At 72.2% G+C, this 17,491-nt stretch carries 9 protein-coding genes and 2 pseudogenes; 7 read left to right on the top strand and 4 right to left on the bottom strand.

The annotated features are described in order from the left end of the window. The first annotated feature begins 27 nt into the window (after positions 1 to 27). From EHS43_RS16885 to EHS43_RS16865, 5 genes and pseudogenes are all read left to right on the top strand, one after another. Positions 28 to 3,020 (top strand): annotated as a pseudogene (locus EHS43_RS16885) (amidohydrolase family protein). 124 nt (positions 3,021 to 3,144) lie between these two features. Then, positions 3,145 to 3,420: pseudogene (locus tag EHS43_RS16880) on the top strand (PAS domain S-box protein); the annotation flags it as partial. Positions 3,421 to 3,505: 85 nt separating this feature from the next. Next, positions 3,506 to 4,186 (top strand): TIM-barrel domain-containing protein, encoded by a 681-nt coding sequence (locus EHS43_RS16875; protein ID WP_125191594.1) that lies wholly within the window; start codon positions 3,506 to 3,508, stop codon positions 4,184 to 4,186. 43 nt (positions 4,187 to 4,229) lie between these two features. Further along, positions 4,230 to 4,898 (top strand): TIM-barrel domain-containing protein, encoded by a 669-nt coding sequence (locus tag EHS43_RS16870; RefSeq protein WP_125191593.1) that lies wholly within the window; start codon positions 4,230 to 4,232, stop codon positions 4,896 to 4,898. Between the two features lie 109 nt (positions 4,899 to 5,007). After that, the gene (locus tag EHS43_RS16865) at positions 5,008 to 6,483 is read left to right on the top strand and encodes a glutamate-cysteine ligase family protein (protein ID WP_125191592.1); all 1,476 of its coding nucleotides are present in this window, start codon (positions 5,008 to 5,010) and stop codon (positions 6,481 to 6,483) included. Here the strand turns inward: EHS43_RS16865 and EHS43_RS16860 are convergent, their stop codons facing one another. Next, positions 6,484 to 7,581, bottom strand: a complete 1,098-nt coding sequence (locus tag EHS43_RS16860; protein ID WP_125191591.1) for a Gfo/Idh/MocA family protein — start codon at positions 7,579 to 7,581, stop codon at positions 6,484 to 6,486. It abuts the gene before it with no gap. Next, positions 7,560 to 8,261: a ThuA domain-containing protein gene (locus EHS43_RS16855; protein WP_125191590.1), complete on the bottom strand. Its 702-nt coding sequence runs from the start codon at positions 8,259 to 8,261 to the stop codon at positions 7,560 to 7,562. The genes EHS43_RS16860 and EHS43_RS16855 overlap by 22 nt, the downstream gene beginning before the upstream one ends. A gap of 219 nt (positions 8,262 to 8,480) precedes the next feature. Here EHS43_RS16855 and EHS43_RS16850 point away from each other — a divergent pair, with 219 nt between their 5' ends. Continuing rightward, positions 8,481 to 9,623: a S1 family peptidase gene (locus tag EHS43_RS16850; RefSeq protein ID WP_125191589.1), complete on the top strand. Its 1,143-nt coding sequence runs from the start codon at positions 8,481 to 8,483 to the stop codon at positions 9,621 to 9,623. A 73-nt stretch (positions 9,624 to 9,696) separates the two neighbouring features. On the opposite strand, the gene EHS43_RS48780 is transcribed toward EHS43_RS16850, so the two are convergent. Both EHS43_RS48780 and EHS43_RS16840 read right to left on the bottom strand, forming a co-directional pair. Then, complete coding sequence (locus EHS43_RS48780; protein ID WP_312023423.1) at positions 9,697 to 14,115, bottom strand: choice-of-anchor D domain-containing protein; 4,419 nt, start codon at positions 14,113 to 14,115, stop codon at positions 9,697 to 9,699. A gap of 170 nt (positions 14,116 to 14,285) precedes the next feature. After that, positions 14,286 to 16,448, bottom strand: a complete 2,163-nt coding sequence (locus tag EHS43_RS16840; protein ID WP_125191588.1) for a serine/threonine-protein kinase — start codon at positions 16,446 to 16,448, stop codon at positions 14,286 to 14,288. Between the two features lie 207 nt (positions 16,449 to 16,655). On the opposite strand from EHS43_RS16840, the gene EHS43_RS16835 reads away from it, so the two are divergent. Next, the coding region (locus tag EHS43_RS16835; RefSeq protein WP_260470569.1) for a serine/threonine-protein kinase at positions 16,656 to 17,491 on the top strand (836 nt) is incomplete at its 3' end.

The following is a 17,491-nucleotide window of genomic DNA, read 5'->3' as shown; positions in this document are numbered from 1 at the left end:
GCCTCCTCCCGTACGGCCCCCCTCACCCTGACCGCCGCCACCGGCGGTTCCGCGACGCTCTCCCCGGCCGGCGACCGGCTGATCGCCGAAGTGCAGAACCTGCTCTGGTCGGTCCCGCGCACCGGCGGCACCGCCGTCGCGCTCACCCCGCCCGGCCTCGAACCCACCCGCCCGCAGTTCTCGCCCGACGGCGAACGCCTCGTCGTGTGCGCCTACCGCGACGGCGGCTTCCACCTGTGGACACTGCGGCCCGACGGCAGTGACCTGCGTCAGCTCACCGACGGCCCCTGGGACGACCGCGGCCCCGCCTGGTCGCCGGACGGCACCCGGATCGCGTTCGCCTCCGAGCGCGGCGGCGACACCGTGGCCGGCAGCCCGTACCGCGTCTGGGTCCTCGACGTGCGCTCCGGAGCACTGACCCGGCTCACCGGCCGCCCCGGCCAGCAGGGCCCGGCACAGGGCGGTGCCTGGGAGGACTACGACCCCACCTGGTCGGCGGACGGCGAACGCGTGCTGTTCGTGCGCGCGACCGTCACCGCCCCGGGCACCCTGCGGGCCGACACCGTGGCCTCGGTCGCCGCCGACGGCTCGGGACCGGTCACCGTCGAGCACACGGACGACTCCGGCGCCCAGTTGATGACCCCGGCCGTCTCACTGCGCGGCCGCCTCGCGTATCTGCGCACCACGGCCGCGCCCGCCGCCTCCTGCACCCTCGTCGTGGACGGAACGCCGGTCACCGTCGACGGCGACGTCCTGCCCGCACCGCCCCGCTGGACCGACGGCGAACGGCTCCTGCTCGCGGTGGACGGCCACTTCCGCCTCCTCCACCCCGGGGCGCCCGCGGCGGGGGAGGAGATCCCGTTCACGGCCGCGATGCCGGTGCGGCGGCCCCGCTACCGCGGCAAGGCGTACGACTTCGAGGGCACCGGCATCCGCCACGTGCGCTCCCTGCATCTGCCCGCGCTCTCGCCCGACGGCCGCAGCGTCGCCTTCGCCGCCCTCAACTCCCTCTGGACTATGTGTCGGGGCCGGCCTGGACACCCGACGGCTCGGGCCTCCTCTACGCCGACGACCGCGACGGGCTGTTCACGGTACGGCGCCGCGACCTCGACTCCGGCGAGGAGACCGTGCTCGCCGACGGCGGCCGGGTCTTCCCCGCGCTCTCGCCCGACGGGACCCGGCTGGCCTGCCTGGACATGTCCGGCAACCTCGTCGTGCGCGACCTGCCCGACGGCGTCGAGCGGACCCTCGTCGCACCGCTCGGCGCGGGAGGTCTGCCCGGTCGGCCCAGCTGGTCCCCCGACGGGCGTCATCTCGCGCTGTGCGACCGCAACCGGCTCAACCAGCGCTTCCGCGAGGGCTACAACCTCATCCGGGTCGTCGACACCACCACGACCGGCAGCGCGGTCCTGCACGCCCTCGCCCCGCACACCTCCCTGTCCGACCGCTACGACTCGGGTCCGGTCTGGTCGCCGGACGGCCGCTGGATGGCCGTCGTCGCCGAGTCCGCGCTGTGGCTGCTGCCGGTCCGGCCGGACGGCACCCCCGACGGAGAGCCGCGCCGCCTCACCACCGAGCCCGCCGACCACCCCTCCTGGTCCGCCGACGCGCGCAGCCTGCTCTACCTCTCCGCGGGCACCCTGCGCCTGTTCGACGTGCGCGGCGGAAAGGCCCGTACCGTCAAGGTGCCGTTGGACTACCGGCGGCCCCGCCCCGCCGACACCCTCGTGCACGCCGGAAGGTTCTGGGACGGCACCGGAGCGGAGGTCCGCGAGGACGTCGACCTCCTGATCCGGGACGGCCGCCTCGCGGAGATCTCGCCGCACCGCGCCGGACGACCGTCCGCACACCGGGTCGACGCGAGCGGGCGCACCGTCCTGCCGGGACTGTGGGACGCGCACACCCATCCCTGGCAGAGCACCTACGGCGGACGGCAGACCGCGCTGCAACTCGCCTACGGCATCACCACCGCCGTCTCCCTGGGCGGCTTCGCCTACGAGCAGGCCCGCATCCGCGAGGCCGTCGCCGCGGGCGCCCTCGCCGGGCCGCGGCTGCTGGCCACCGGCGAACTGCTCGACGGGGCCCGCGTCGCCTACAGCATGGGCCGCGCCCACCGCACCCCCGAGGGACTGCGGCGCTCGCTGGCACGCGCGGCCGCGCTGGACTGGGACTTCGTGAAGACATACGTCCGCGCCCCGGGGTGGGTGATGAAGGAGGCCGCCGACTTCGCGCACGAAAGACTCGGGGTGCGCAGCGGCAGCCACCTGTGCACCCCGGGCGTGCAGCTCGGGCAGGATCTGACGACCCATCTGCAGGCCACCCAGCGGCTGGAGTTCGGCCACGCCACCTCCGCCACGGGCCGCGCCTACCAGGACGTCCGGGAGATCTACACCGAGGCGGGCTTCCATCTGATCGCCACCCCGTTCACCGCGCTCGCCCTGCTGGGCGCGGACCCCGCGCTCGCCGAGGACCGCCGGGTCACCGCGCTGATGCCGCCCTGGGACACGGCCCTGGTCCGCCAGCAGGCCGGACAGCCGCCCACGGCCGCTCAACTGGCCGCGCTGAACGTGGAGTTGGACGTCTACCGGCGGATCCTGGCCGACGGCGGTCTCGTCGCGCTCGGCACCGACCAGCCGCTCGTGCCGGTCGGACTGCATCTGCACCTCGCCCTGCGGGCCCTGCACCGCGGCGGGCTCTCCCCGGCCGAGACCCTGCGCACCGCCACCCTGCTGCCCGCCCGCGTGTTCGGCGCGGACGCCGATCTCGGCACCCTGGAGGAGGGCAAGCTCGCCGATCTGACGGTCGTGGACGGTGATCCGTTCACCGACTTCGACACCCTGATCCGCACGGTGGCGGTGCTGCGCGGGGGTGTGCTCTTCGAGCAGGCGGACCTCGTGGACGCCTTCGACTCCGCGCGGCGCGCCGGAGTGTCCTCCAGTCCGTCGTCCGACGCGGAATGGCTTGCGGTGAGCCGGGAGCTGAGGCGCGAGGGGTGCTGCGATCCGGGCAGCGGGCTGTGAGGGGTGCACGGCGGCGCGGGGCTGACGCCTGGCCGTTCCCGGTGCGCCGGATCTGAGTTGTCCGATTCCGGTGGGGCGCGCACCCTGGGTCTGTGAGGCACCTCACCGCGCGAATAGAGCAAGAATGGCCACTTTTGATCAGCGGAACGATCACAACGGGTGGTCATCCGATGTCGCGACGGTCACCCTCAGTCTGGACGGTGTGGTCACAGGGTGGAGCGAGGGCGCTCGACGACTGCTGGGCCACAGCGCCCCGGAGGTCGTAGGGCGCGCCGCGACCGATCTGCTCCCCGGTGAGGGAGCGCCCGAGGCGACCGGGCTCTCCCTCACCGGCTCCCGGGAATGGAGGGGCACGGCGGCGCTACGGCATCGGGACGGCCACCGCGTCGGGACGACCCTGCACGCCCAGCCCTCGCTGGACGTCCACGGCAGGGCCCGGTCCTTCCTCGTCACCCTGTCCCCGCACCCGGAGCGGACCTGGTGCAGTGGGCCTTCGACCAGTCCTCGATCGCGCGGCGGCGTCCTTCGACCTCGCGCACAGCAACACCGGCGCCCGGTCGCTGGCCGTCCCCGACGAGGAACTCGACTACTACCTGATCGCCGGCACCCCCGCCGAGTGCCTGCGCGCCTACCACGAACTGACCGGGCCCGCCCTGCTGCCCCCCGAGTGGGCCTTCGGCCCCTGGATCTCCGGCGGGTTCGACCTCGACAGCGCGGACAAGGTGCGCGAGCGGGCCCGCCGTATCCGCGAACTCGGCTTCCCCTGCGATGTGCTGCACATCGACACCTACTGGCAGCGGCCCGGCTGCTGGTCCGATCTGGAGTGGGACACCGAGGTGTTCCCGGACCCCGGCGGACTGCTCGCCGACCTGGCCGGGCAGGGCTTCCGTGTCTCGCTGTGGATGAACCCGTACATCAGCGTCGACAGCCCGTACTTCACCGAGCTCGACGCCAACGGCTGGTTCCTGCACGTCACTTCGGGCGAGACGTGGACCGGTCAGGTCTGGGGCGGCGCGCAGCCGGACTCGGCCGTCCTCGACCTGACCCGTCCAGGCGCCGCCGACTGGCTGCGGGGCCGGGTCCGCCAGGTGCTCGCCGCCGGGGTGTCCGTCCTGAAGACCGCGGTGAGGCGGTCCCCGTGGAGGCGGTGGCGTACAACGGCATGACCGGCGACCGCCTGCACAACCTTTACCCCCTGCTCTACAACGACTGGTCGCCGAGGTCACCCGGCAGACCACGGGTCACGGCCTGACCTGGGGCCGCTCCACCTGGACCGGCGGCCGGCGGCATGGCGCCAAGTGGACCGGCGACCCCGACGCGAGCCGGCAGGACCTCGCCTCGACCCTGCGCGCGGGCCTTTCCCTCTCCTTCTCCGGGCACCCCTTCTGGAGCCACGACATCGGCGGCTTCCACGGCACACCGGACCCCGAACTCTTCGTGCGCTGGGCGCAGTTCGGGCTCCTGTCGCCGCTCAGCCGGTTCCACGGCATGACGTCCCGGCTGCCCTGGGACTTCGGCGGGGAGGCGTACCGGGCCGTCCTGCACGCGGCCCGGCTGCGGGCGAGCCTGCTGCCCCGTCTCCACCGGGCCGCCGCCGACGCGGTCCGCACCGGCCGGCCGCTCGCCCGCCCCATGGCCCTGGACCACCCGGGCCGCCCCGACGCCCACGCCGCCGACCTCCAGTACCTGCTGGGCCCGGACCTGCTGGTCGCCCCGCTGTACGCGCCGGGAGGACACAGGCAGGTGTGGTTCCCGCCGGGGGAGTGGCTGCCGTACGCGGGCTCGGGTGGGCCGGTCACCGGCCCCGCCTGGCGCAGGGTCCGCATCCCCCTGACCGCCGCCCCCCTCTGGCTGCGCGCCGGGGCGCACGTTCCGTGAGCGGCGAGTCGCACTCCGCCCCGGTCCGCCGCGCCGACTGTTTGGGGCGCCCCAGAGGTGGGACTCTGGGACGGAAGAGGTATCCGCCGAGGGGACTCGGGAGGGCCCGATGGGACGTGACGTGCCGGCCCTGGTGTTCACGCGGGAGGACCGCCGACGGTACCGGGACAAGATGCACACCTGCCTCGACGTCCTCGCGCAGATGCTGCGCGAGTCCGGTTTCGAGAGCGAGAGGCCGCAGGTCGGGCTGGAGATCGAGCTCAATCTGGTGGGCGAGGACGGGCTCCCGGCGATGCGCAACACCGAGGTGCTCCGGGCGATCGCGGACCCCGCCTGGTCGACCGAGCTCGGCCGCTTCAACCTGGAGATCAACATCCCGCCCCGCCGTCTTTTGTCCGGCGGGCCCGGCTCCTGGGAACAGGAGATCCGCGACGCCCTGAACCACGCCGAGGAACGCGCCTCGGCGGTCGGCGCGCACCTGATGATGGCGGGCATCCTGCCGACACTGGGCGAGCGGGACGTCGGCGAGACCGCCCTGTCCGGCGATCCGCGCTACCGGCTGCTCAACGAGCAGATCTTCGCGGCCCGCGGCGAGGACCTGCACATCGAGATCGACGGCGTGGAACGGCTCGCGATGTACGCCGACGCCATCACCCCCGAGGCCGCCTGCACCAGCACGCAGTTCCATCTCCAGGTCGCCCCCCGGGAGTTCGCGGACTACTGGAACGCGGCACAGGCCGTCGCGGGCGTGCAGCTCGCCCTCGCCGCCAACTCGCCCTTCCTCTTCGGCCGGGAGCTGTGGCGCGAGACCCGCATCCCCCTCTTCGAGCAGGCCACGGACACCCGGCCCCAGGAGATCAAGGCGCAGGGGGTACGGCCCCGGGTGTGGTTCGGGGAGCGCTGGATCACCAGCGTCTTCGACCTGTTCGAGGAGAACGTGCGCTACTTCCCCGCCCTGCTGCCGATCTGCGACGAGGAGGACCCGCAGCGGGCCCTGCACAACGGGACCGTCCCGGAACTCGGCGAACTGACCCTGCACAACGGCACGATCTACCGCTGGAACCGCCCGATCTACGCCGTCACCGACAGCGGACCGCACCTGCGCATCGAGAACCGGGTGCTGCCCGCCGGGCCCACGGTCGCCGACATCATCGCCAACGGCGCCTTCTACTACGGCCTGACCCGGGCCCTCGTCAACGAGGACCGGCCGGTGTGGACGCGGATGTCGTTCTCGGTCGCCGAGGAGAACCTGCACACCGCCGCCCGTGACGGCATCGACGCCCGCCTGTACTGGCCCGGCGTGGGCGAAGTGCCGGTCACGGAACTGGTGTTGCGGCGGCTGCTGCCCCTCGCCCACCGGGGTCTGGAGCTGGCGGGCATGGACGCGGAATGGCGTGAGCCCCTGCTCGGCGTCATCGAGCAGCGGTGCGTCACCGCCCGCAACGGCGCCCTGTGGCAGGCGGAGACGGTCCACCACCTGGAGAAGGCGGGCCTCGACCGCGAGGAGGCGCTGCGGCGGATGACGTTGACGTACATGGACTACATGCACCTCAACGCACCCGCGCACACCTGGCCCGTGGACTGATCAGCGCCACTGCTCCGCAGGCGTCAGCGGTACCGGATCGGGCCGCTCGACCGACGTCGACAGCTCGATCCGCCGCCCCTCGGCCGAGGAGCGCAGGAGGGCGGTCATCGTCTCCAGCACGTGCAGGGCCAGTTCACCGCTCGCGCGCGGTGTGCGCCGTGCGTCGGCGGCGACGAAGTCGAGCAGCCCGACGCCACGGGCGGCACCGACATAGCCGGCCGAGGGCGGGAGCGTGCGCCACCGGTCCTCACCGAGTCCGAGCAGCCGTACCTCGCCGTCGAAGTGGTTGGGGTCCGGGACCGTGAGGGTGCCGGTCTCGCCGTGGACCTCGATCGGCGCGGCCGTGGTGGCGACACCGTCGAAGCTCGTCGTGAGCGTCGTCAGCGCCCCGCCCTCGTGTTCGAGGACCCCGGAGACATGGCTGTCCACCTCGACCGGGATCCGCTCGCCCGTACGCGGGCCGGAACCGATGACCCGCTCGGTGCGGAGCCGGCTGGACGCCCCGATCACGGCGCGCACCGGACCCAGCAGGTGCACCAGCGAGGACAGGTAGTACGGCCCCATGTCCAGCAGGGGACCGCCACCGGGCCGGTAGTAGAAGTCCGGCTGGGGATGCCACCGTTCGTGGCCGGGGGTGACCATGACGGCCGTGGCGAACAGCGGCCGGCCCACGGCCCCGGCGTCCACCGCCTCCCGTGCCGTCTGCACGCCGGTGCCGAGGACGGTGTCCGGCGCGCATCCCACCCCGACTCCCGCCTTCGCCGCGGCCTCCAGCACGCCGCGGGCGTCGGTGAGTTCGGCGGCCAGCGGTTTCTCGCCGTAGACGTGCTTGCCGTGGCCGATGGCACCGAGGGCGATCTCGGCGTGTGCCGCGGGGACGGTGAGGTTCAGTACCGTGTCGACGTCCGGGCTGCTCAGCAGGTCCTCGACGGACAGCGCCCGCACGCCGGGCAGTTCGGCGGCGACGGCGGCCGACCGGGTGGCGTCCAGGTCGGCGACGGCCGTGACGCGCACGGCGGAGCGGCCGACGAGTGTGTCCAGGTAGGCGCGGGAGATGACGCCGAGACCCACGACGCCTATGCGGTGCGCGTCGCCCACAGCATGCCCCTTTCTATGACGGTGCGGACAGCGGGGTGTTCGAGAACGTCGAGGCTGTGCCCGGGAGTCGTCACCACGATCCGTCCGGCGCCCCACTGCCGGGTCCAGACCGCCGGTGAGGTGACCGGGCGGTGCCAGGGCTGCCACGACCGCGCGGGATGGGTGGTGGTGGCGAGGACGTCGATCAGGTCGTCGTGGAGCACCCAGTACTGCTCGGTGTGCAGTGCGAAGTCCTCGATGCCCGCGGTCACGGGGTGTTCGCGGCCGAGGTCGGTGAGGGTGATGGTGTGCGGCAGGAAGTTGTCCTCCTCGCCGCCCCGCCGCTCGCAGGGTTCCTTGCCCGGGTGGGTGGCGAACTGGCCGCCCACCAGGTGGAGATAGTCGGCGCTGGCACGGAACGAGTCGGCGATCCCGCCGTGCCAGCCGGTGAGGCCGGTACCGGCCACCACGGCCGCGCTCAGGCCCGCCACCTGCTCGGCGGTGATCTCGGACATGGTCACGCACTGCACGACGAGGTCGGTGGCGGCCATCTCGGCGGTGTCGGCGTAGACATCGGTCGACTCCTCGATCCTGATGTCGTAGTCGTGGCTCTCCAGAAAGGGCAGGAACAGCTCGGTAGCCTTGACCGGCTGGTGTCCCTCCCAGCCGCCTCGGACCACCAGGGCTTTCTTTCGTGTCATCTCGTTCCTTCATGGGACGGGACAGGGCTCCTGGGGAGTTCCCCCGGACAGGCCCCGGGAAATCCCCATTCCGGTGACCGGGATTGCGACAACCCCGGTATTGGTATGGACCTGCCAAGCATCAGTGGCTAGGCTCTGCCGGGCCACACCACTGAGAGCGCTCTCAGAGAACTCTGCTGTTCCACCCCCACCTTGCTGGAACGACGAAGGGCAATCTCCATGAGACGCACCGCAATCATGCGCGCGGGTCTGGCCGTGCTGCTCCTGCTCGGGCTCGGCGCGACCGCGGGCACGGCCGCCGCCACCGCCGACGAGAAGCAGCCCGCCTCCGCCGGACTCCTCACGGCGATGCAGCGGGACTTCCACCTCACCAGGGGCGAAGCCGTGGCGAGGCTCGCCGCCGAGCAGCGGGCGACCGCACTGGAGCCCAAGGTCCGCCGGACCGCGGGCACTTCGTACGGCGGCTCCTGGTTCGACGCGGCCAAGGGCACGCTGACCGTGGCCGTCACCCCCGGCGCCTCCGCGGGCGCCCTGCGCGAGATACGCGCGACCGGCGCCGCGGTCCGCACCGTCGCCCACAGCGCCCGCGAACTCTCCGCCACCCAGGCCCGGCTCGACAAGCTGGCCGCACCGGCCGGTGTCAGCAGCTGGCACGTCGACCAGAAGGCCAGCACGGTGGTGGTGAACGTCGTCAGCGGCCGACAGGGTGACAACGATGTCCGTGCGTTCGTCGCCCGCGCCCGCGAGGCGGGTCCCGTGACCGTGCGGAAGGTGGCCGCCGCGCCGACCACCTTCGCCGCCGGAACCGTCGGCGGCGACCCGTACTACACCGGCAACGTCCGCTGTTCCATCGGCTTCTCGGTCCACGGCGGCTTCGTCACCGCGGGCCACTGCGACCAGCACACCGGCAGCGTCTACGGCTGGGACCGCAGCTACGTCGGCAACTTCCAGGGCTCGTCCTTCCCGGACAACGACTACGCCTGGGTCAACGTCGGCAGCGGCTGGTGGACCGTCCCGGTCGTGCTCGGCTGGGGCACCGTCTCGGACCAGCTCGTGCGCGGCTCCAACGTGGCACCCGTGGGCTCCTCCATCTGCCGTTCGGGCTCGACCACCCACTGGCACTGCGGCACGGTCCTCGCCATGAACGAGACCGTCAACTACAGCCAGGGCGCGGTGCACCAGATGACCAAGACCAGCGTGTGCGCCGAACCCGGCGACTCCGGCGGCTCGTTCATCAGCGGCGACCAGGCCCAGGGCGTCACCTCGGGCGGCTGGGGCAACTGCTCCAGCGGCGGCGAGACTTGGTTCCAGCCGGTCAACGAGATCCTCAACCGGTACGGACTGACGCTGCACACGGCCTGAGCCGTGCCGGTGCGGGCCCGGCTCAGGTCGCCGGGCCCGCACGCGGGTCAACCCCCAAGGGACGAGGGGACGTTCACTGCCTGACGGTGAAGTACTGCCAGGCGCCCCAGGTGCTGAGGTTGGTGTTGTCGCGGCTGCTGTGGACGTACTGCGCGGCCACTCGGTACTTGTAGTTGACGGAGTTGGTGAGGGACATCTGCTGACGCCCGGTGCTGCCGGCCGTCAGGGCCGAGCAGGGGCTGGTGCTCTGGGTGTGCCAGGCGCCGCTGTAGTACCGCTGCACCCGGTACAGGACGCACTGTCCGGCCTTGTTGGGGGAGACGGTGACGTCGAGGCGCTCCTTCACGGTGCGGTGGTAGACCCGGTAGAGGGTGCTCCCGTAGTGCGTGCTCGTGTAGTAGCCGGACAGCTTCTCCGAGACCCCCGCGTAGGTGTGCACACTGCGTGCGGCCGTCTTCGGGGCGTACCGGTGGTCGCCGGCGAACACCGCGCTGAACGTGGTGTTGCGGGAGAGCTTGTAGGACAGCGTCAGATTGCCGTGGGAGTCCACCGCCCCGGACTTCACCAGGACCTTCGTTCCGCTGTACGGCTGGGCGTAGACCGACACCGTACGGCTGTTGTAGGTCGTACCGAGGTGGGCGGTGATCTTCGCGGTCTGGCCGTACTTGTACGTCGAGTGGTCCGTCGTGACGGTCAGGGACGTCGAGGCCCGGGACACCTGGACGGTGGCGGTGCGGCTGCTGGACTTGTGCGAGACGTCCCCGCCCCAGGCCGCCTTGTAGGTGTTGGCGCCGCCGATCTGCGGGGTGTCCTTGAAGGTGAACGACCCGTCCGCTGCGACCTTGGCGTCGGGGAGCGCGACGCCGGACGTGTGGGCGAGGTCGGTCTTCGTCACCTTGACGACCTGACCGGCGGCGAAGGGCGCGCCGGAGACCTTGCCCGTCACGGTCAGCGTGCCGGCGCGGGCGGACGTGGCCGGCGCGGACAGGGTGACGGTGGTGGGCAGTTTGGCGACCTGGACGAGAGCGCTGGCGCTCGCCGCCTCGTGGGTCCCGTCGCCCTCGTACCGCGCGGCGTAGGTGTACGTGCCCTCCGCGGGCGGAGTGTCGCCGAAGGTGAAGGAGCCGTTCGCCGCGGTGCTCACGTCGGGCAGGGCCGCGCCGTTGCAGGTGATGTGGACGACCTGTCCCGCGCCCAGTGCCTTGGTCGAGTCCAGCGTGCCCCCGACGGACAGTGCCCGGCCCGGAACACCCGTGGCCGGGGCGGTGACCTGGAGCGAGGTCGCGGCCTTGGGCTCCGGGTCCGGCGCCGGCGCCTCGCTGACGACCAGGCCGCTCACCGACTGCGTGTCCGCGGTGTCACCGGTGGAACCGGAGAGGGCGAGCAGCGCGGTGGACGTCAGCGTCGGCGTCGCGTCCACGACCTGTGTGCCGTCGATCCAGACGTACACGTGACCGGCGTCCACCTGGACGTCCACCTGGTGGGTGCCCTGGCGCAGGGCGGTGTCGAGCTTGGTCACCGGCTGGTAGTCGATCGCCGACGAGCCGGCCGAACTGCGGCCGACCCCCACGAAGTTCTGCGCCTGCAGCGTGTTGTTGAAGCCGGAGCCGAACGCGATCACCGTACCCGGCCGCCCCGCGATGCCGAGGCCGTCATAGGTGCCGCCCAGCGCCGACCCGGAGTTCTGGGCGGGGTCGAGGAGGGACAACGCCATGCCGGTGCCGCCGCTGCCGGGGCCGAACTTCGCCGTGAAGGTGGCCCGCAGGCCGTCGGTGCGCAGCGGCTTGGTGTACACCGCCGAGCCCGCCTTGTTGCTGGTGGCCGGCGTCAGCTGCACACTGCCGTCGTCGCCCGGGACGGCCGAGCCGTTGGACTGCCACAGCCCGTCCTTGACCGAGGTGGTCGTGGCGCTCCCGGTGCCGGTGCCCTTGATGGGCACGTACATGGCGCCCTGACCGTTGCCGTTCTCGTCGGTCCCGGTGCCGGTGACCTCGTAGGAGGCGCTCAGGTCCGCGGCCGAACGCGGTGTGAACGTCACGCTCTGCACGGCGGTCTGCTCCGGGCCGATGATCAGGCCCTCGGACAGCTGTACCGGGCTGTTGAAGTCGCCGGTGGGCGCCTTGGCCTTGGTCACCGTGACAGGGATGTTGCCGGTGTTGGTGATGCTGAACGAGAGCGACTTCGAGCTGCCGACCGGCACCTGGCCGAAGTCGAGTGAGCTCGTGGAGAACTCCAGGTGCCCCTGGCCCGTGATGGCCGTCCCGTTGACCGGGACGCTCAGGGTGTGGGTGTCGCCGCCGCCGCTGCTGGTGACCACGAGGGCGCCGCTGTCGGCCTGGTCGCCGGTCGGCGTGTAGGTGACCGAGACCACGAAGGAGCCGCCGGCCGGTACGACCGTCCCCGCGTTCGGCAGCCCCGAGGCGCTGAACGCGCCGGTGGGCGAACCGATCGCGTCGATGGTCTCCGGCGCGGTGCCGGTGTTGGTGATCTGGAGATTCAGCGTCGAGGTGCTGCCGGTGGGCACCTCCCCGAAGTCCATGGCGGCGGGCGCGGCTCCGAGGCCGGGCCGGGTGCCGACGCCGTGGAGGGCGAAGACCAGCCTCTGGCCGTCCGACAGGTTCGCGGTCAGGGTGCCGCTGATGCCGCCGGTAGAGGTGGGGGCGAAGGTGATGGGCACGTCCAGGGTGGCGTCCGCGGCCACCGCCTTGGGCTGCTCGGGGGTGGGCACGGCGGACGGGTCGACGGAGAACGCCCCGGAGGCCTTGAGTCCGGTGACGCTGACGTCCTCGGTGGCCGTCAGCTTCATGGCGGCCGAGTCGCTGCCGCCGACGGCCACCTGGCCGAAGTCGAGGGAGGCCGCGGTCAGGGCGGTCCTGGCCGGGCTGCCGAAGCCGTAGAGGACACCGTCGCGGGTGCCCACGTACACCTTGCCCTGGGCGGCGGTCGGCGTGCTGAACTTGGTCGCCGTGCCGATCGGGGCCGACCACAGCAACGGGAGATGGCCGTTGCCGTCGGGGGTGGGGCCGTAGGCGCGCAGGGCGCCGTCGGCTCCGGAGGCGTTGCTCGCGGAGGTCATCCACACCAGCGCGCTGGACTCGTCGGACCCGTCGGAGGTGACCAGCGGGGAGCCGCTGGTGTAGCCGAAGGTGTCCTGGCTCTGGCCGGTGAGGGTCAGTGCGGGCGTACCGCCGTTGCGGACGCCGTACTTGAGGGCGCGCAGCGGGCCCTGGTTGCCGACGACGTAGACATAGCCGCCGTCGCCGCCCCAGAACGCGGGGTGTCCCCACATGCCCTGGTAGGGGCCGGACACGCTCACCGCGGCGTCACCGCCCTGGGCACCCTGGCCCATGCCGCCGAGGTTGTCGCGGTCGAGCAGGAACACCCGGCCGTCCTTGCCCTGCTGGACCAGCAGATGGGGGTGCTCGGCGGTGCCGAAGCCGTCCGGCAGTGCCATCGGGGCGCCCGAGGAGATGTCCTGGTCGTTGAGGTCCAGCGTGGAGGCGTCGCTGGGACTGAAGAAGTCGGCCGTGCTGAGGCTGTTGTCCGCGTTGACCTGGAGTCGTACGACGGACTCGGCGAGGGTTCCCTGCACGGTCTTGCCGGGCCCGGGGGCCGGGCTGATGCCGTTGCCGGTGCTGAAGAAGATCCGGCCGGGTCCGTCGGAGACCAGGCCGCCGCCCGACTGCCAGATGCCGGAGCCGCCCGTGCCGGTGCCGGTCACCGCGGCCCACATCGAGGTGATGCTGTGCGCGGTGGTGCTCACGCCGACCACGTAGCCGCGGTAGGGCCAGGCGTCGCAGTGGCCGCCGAAGCCCGCGTAGACCACGCCGTCCATCAACAGCAGGCCGGGGCGCTGCTGTTCGTAGTAGGCGTCGAACTGGTTGCCCGGATCGTTGAGCGGGCTTCCGGCGATGGTGACGGGCCATCCCGGGCGCTCGGCTCCGGAGGCCGGATCCACCGCGTGCATCAGCCACTTCGGGTGGCGGTGCGTGGAGGTGCCGTCGTCGACCTTGGTGGTGAAGTAGAGGGAGTCGCTGTCGGGGTCGAACACGGGAGTCGCGGTCGCGCCCACGTTGGGCACGAGGTCACCGCAGCCGATCGCCGAGGCCGGCCACGAGGGGCCGTAGTTCTTGCTCCACTCGATCTCACCGGTGGTGCGGTCGAGGCCGTAGACGGTGTTGCTCTCGGTGACCGCGATCACCTGGTCGCCCAGGACCAGCGGCTGGGCGTATATCTGCCCGTCGAGCTTGGTGGCGAAGAGGCGGCCGAAGGCGGAGGACTGGACGACCGCCGGGGACAGTCCGGCCTCGCCGCGGTCCCAGTTGGTGCGCAGGTTGTCGACACCCTGGGTGGTCTGGTCGGCCTGGGCGGTCAGCAGACCGATCGTCGTGCCGATGAGCGCGGCACCGGCCACGGCAGCGGCGGCGAAAAGGCCTCTGCGTCGCCGCAGGCCGTGGCGGCCACGACGCGCGGACACGGAAAACCCGGACAAACCGGGACCTCCTCCAGTATTCGCTCCTGGAGTGGTCACAGGTGCGGGGTAAACGTGAAGACTGAGCGGTTTTTCCTATCACCGCTTGACCGTCTTCTGCACGTGTTGAGCACATTTTGTTTAAAGATCGTCACCTTGTGCCGCTCGGGCCCCATGGGTCGTCCGCCGCATCAGGTGACGTCGGCCACCGAGAAGACGCCCGGGCCGCTCACCCCGTACAGGACGTTGCCGACGAGCAGCGGTGGCACCGAACTCGGTGACAGTTCCTCGAAGGAGCGGCCGGACGTGTCGAAGGAGGGGGCGGTGCGGCCGATCTCCCTGCCCGTCCTCGGGTCGAGGGCCACGATGCCGGTGTCCGGCATCGTGACGTACAAACGGCCGTCGTGGTAGGCCGGTTCGCTGAAGACGCGCAGGTCGCGGGAGCTGGACCACAGCGGCTTGCCGTGCTTCACGTCGAGGGCGAGCAGGGTCTCGTTGCCGTAGTCGAAGATGTACATCGTGTCGCCCCGCACCAGCGGCGGCGCCTCCGGCTCGACGCTCCAGGGGAAGTCGATGCGGCGGGTCCTGCCGCTGTCGAGATCCTGGACGAAGAAGGCGGCCGAGACCCCCGAATCGTCCTCCCAGCGCGCGTAGTACGCCGTGCCGTCGTGGACCGTCGCCAGCCACAGGTCGCCCTTCGGCGCGTCGACTCGGCCCAGCGTCCTGCCGGTCCGCGCGTCGAGCCGGGCGATGCCGCCCTCGCCGCCGCGCAGATCGGCGTAGAGCGTGTTCCCGGGACCCGCGTAGAGGGGGTTCGGCGAGGTTGAGGTCAGCTCGCGCCGCCACAACTCCTTACCCGTGCGCGGCTCGTAGGCCGCGTAGCGGGTCGTCCGGGAGAGCCCGGACTCGTCCAGGCGGACGACGAGCACGCCGCCCAGGGACGTGAACTCGCCGAGGGGCCCCTTGAGCCGCCACAGCCGCTCGCCGGACGTCCCGTCGTAGGCGTCGACGCCCTGGGAGCGGTCCGCGCTGTACACGAACACCACACCGTCATGGACGACGGGCTCGCCCACCGAGAAACCGCTCACCTGCCTGCGGCTCATGGGCTTCGTCCAGTCGATGTTCCCCGTCGCGGGGTCCAGCCGCATCAGGGCGACCTGTTCGGAGGTGCAGAAGACGCCCAGCGCGTCCGGTGTGCACGACGGGCCGATGCCCGACTGCGCGTCCTTCCCGTCCGACCCCAGCGCGTTGTGCCAGGGCCGCCAGCCCGCCGGTGCCGTCCCGCCGGGTGCCGCCGTCCGCGGAGCGAGCGCGTCCTGCCGGCTGACCGAGCTCGTCGGCCCGTCGTCCACCACGGCGGCCGCCCCCGCCCCGCCGAGGAGGGCCACCACGGCGACGGCGGCCCAGAGCCTGCGGCCGCGGCGCGCGCGACGGACCGGTCCGGCCTCGTCGCCGAGCGGCGAGGTCACCACGCCCGTCGCCGGCAACTGCGGTGCGGGCGAACCCTCCTGGCCCGGTTCCCCGTCGGGCATTTCGTCCGGGAGCCCCGCCAGCGTTTGGAGGACCTCGCTCGACGTCGGCCGGTCCGCGGGCTCCTTCGCCAGACAGCGCGCGACCAACCGGCGCAACTGGGCGGGCAGTTCACCCAGGCGCGGCTCGCCGTGCACGGTGTTGTACGCGGCCAGGTACGCGTTCTCCGCCTCGAACGGGCTGTGCCCGGTGGCCGCGTACACGAGCACCGCGCCCAGTGAGAAGACGTCCACCGCGGGGCCCACCTCGTGCGGGCGGCTGAACTGCTCCGGCGCCATGAAGGGCGGCGAGCCCATCACCATGCCGGTCTGGGTGCGGACATCGCTGTCGGCCGCGCGCGAGATGCCGAAGTCGATGACGCGTACGGCCCCGTCGTCCCCCTCGGACTCCAGCAGCAGCACATTGCTCGGCTTCAGGTCCCGGTGCACGACCTCCGCGCGGTGGATCTCCCGCAGTGCCTCGGCGAGTTCGGTGCCGAGACGGCGCAGCGCGGGCCAGTCCAGCGGTCCCGACCCGTCGACCAGCTCCGCGAGAGTACGGCCCGGCACGAACGCGGTGGCCATCCAGGGCCGGGCCGCGTCCGGGTCCGCGTCCACGACCGGCGCGGTGAACGCCCCGCTGACCCGGCGCGCGGCCGCGATCTCCTGGCGGAACCTGGCCCGGAACTCGGGGTCGTCGGCGTACCGGGTGTGGACGACCTTCACCGCGACGGCCCGTCCCGAGGGCGACCGGCCGAGGTAGACGACCCCCATGCCGCCGGTCCCGATCCGCGATTCGATCCGGTAGCCGCCGACTGACTCCGGGTCGTTCTCGCGCAGGGTCACCGGGTCTCCTTCACCGCTTCCGGCCGGCACGGCCGCGGTCCGGACGTTTCTGACAGGGACCCCTCACTCTAGAGGGGGGCCTGCCCCCGAGGGGACGCCGATCCCGGCCGCCTCGACCTCGCCTTCGGGCCCGGACCCCGCGGCATCACGGTTCCCAGAAGGAACGGAAGGGGTCGTTCCCGGCACGTGGCCCTATTCTGAGGAGGCATGAAGGGGGCTCGGGGCGGGAGTGCGTTCGGTGAAGTTCCGGAATCCGCGGGGTCGTTCGGTCCGCTTGTCGTCGCCGGACAGCCGATGTACCTGAGGGCCGCGCACGTCGACCTTCCCGAGGAGAACCCCGACCCGACCGTGCTGCCCACGATCACGCTGCTGGGACGCGGCTGGGCCCAGCCCGCCGACCCCGGCGAACTGCCCGTGCCCCCTGGCCAGTTGCTCGCGGGGCAGTACCGGCTGATCCGGCCGCTCGGTTACGGCGGCATGGGCGAGGTCTACCTCGCGCTCGACACGAAGGTCGACGACCGCGAGGTCGCCGTCAAGATGCTGCACCCCGACCGGGCGGCGACCGCGGCGATCGCGCTGGCCCGCGAACGGCGGGCCCTCGTCGACCTCGGCCACGACGACATCATCCGCGTCTTCAACTACGGCCATCATCCCGGGGTCGGCGATTTCCTCGTCCTGCAGTACGTGGACGGGCTCACGCTGGAGGAGGTGCGGGCGCGGGCGAAGCTGAACCCGGGGGAGTTCGGCGACCAGCGCTTCCACGAGTTCGTGCTCGCCTACGGGGTGCGGATCCTGTCCGCCCTCGCCTATCTGCACGCGGGCCGGCCCGGGAAGGTCTACGGCGACCTGAAGCCGGACAACGTCATGCACGACGGCACCACGACGAAGATCATCGACGTGGGGAGCGTACGTCCGGCGGGGGCGCCGGGGATGACCACGGCCGGCTTCAGCGCCCCGACCGTCGGCCCGAACGGCGAATCGGGGCAACGGGACGACCTCTTCAGTCTGGGCGAGACACTCCGGCGGTTGAGCGGCCTCGGCAC

This window comes from Streptomyces sp. RP5T (genome assembly GCF_003933965.1).
Taxonomy (GTDB): domain Bacteria; phylum Actinomycetota; class Actinomycetes; order Streptomycetales; family Streptomycetaceae; genus Streptomyces.
This window is presented reverse-complemented; position numbering and strand designations above follow the sequence as displayed.

What these genes read in the sequence shown, in the direction of transcription:
- EHS43_RS16865 (WP_125191592.1), top strand. Translation starts at nt 5,008, where the DNA reads ATGGGACGTGACGTGCCGGCCCTGGTGTTCACGCGGGAGGACCGCCGA.
- EHS43_RS16855 (WP_125191590.1), bottom strand. Translation starts at nt 8,261, where the DNA reads ATGACACGAAAGAAAGCCCTGGTGGTCCGAGGCGGCTGGGAGGGACAC.
- EHS43_RS16850 (WP_125191589.1), top strand. Translation starts at nt 8,481, where the DNA reads ATGAGACGCACCGCAATCATGCGCGCGGGTCTGGCCGTGCTGCTCCTG.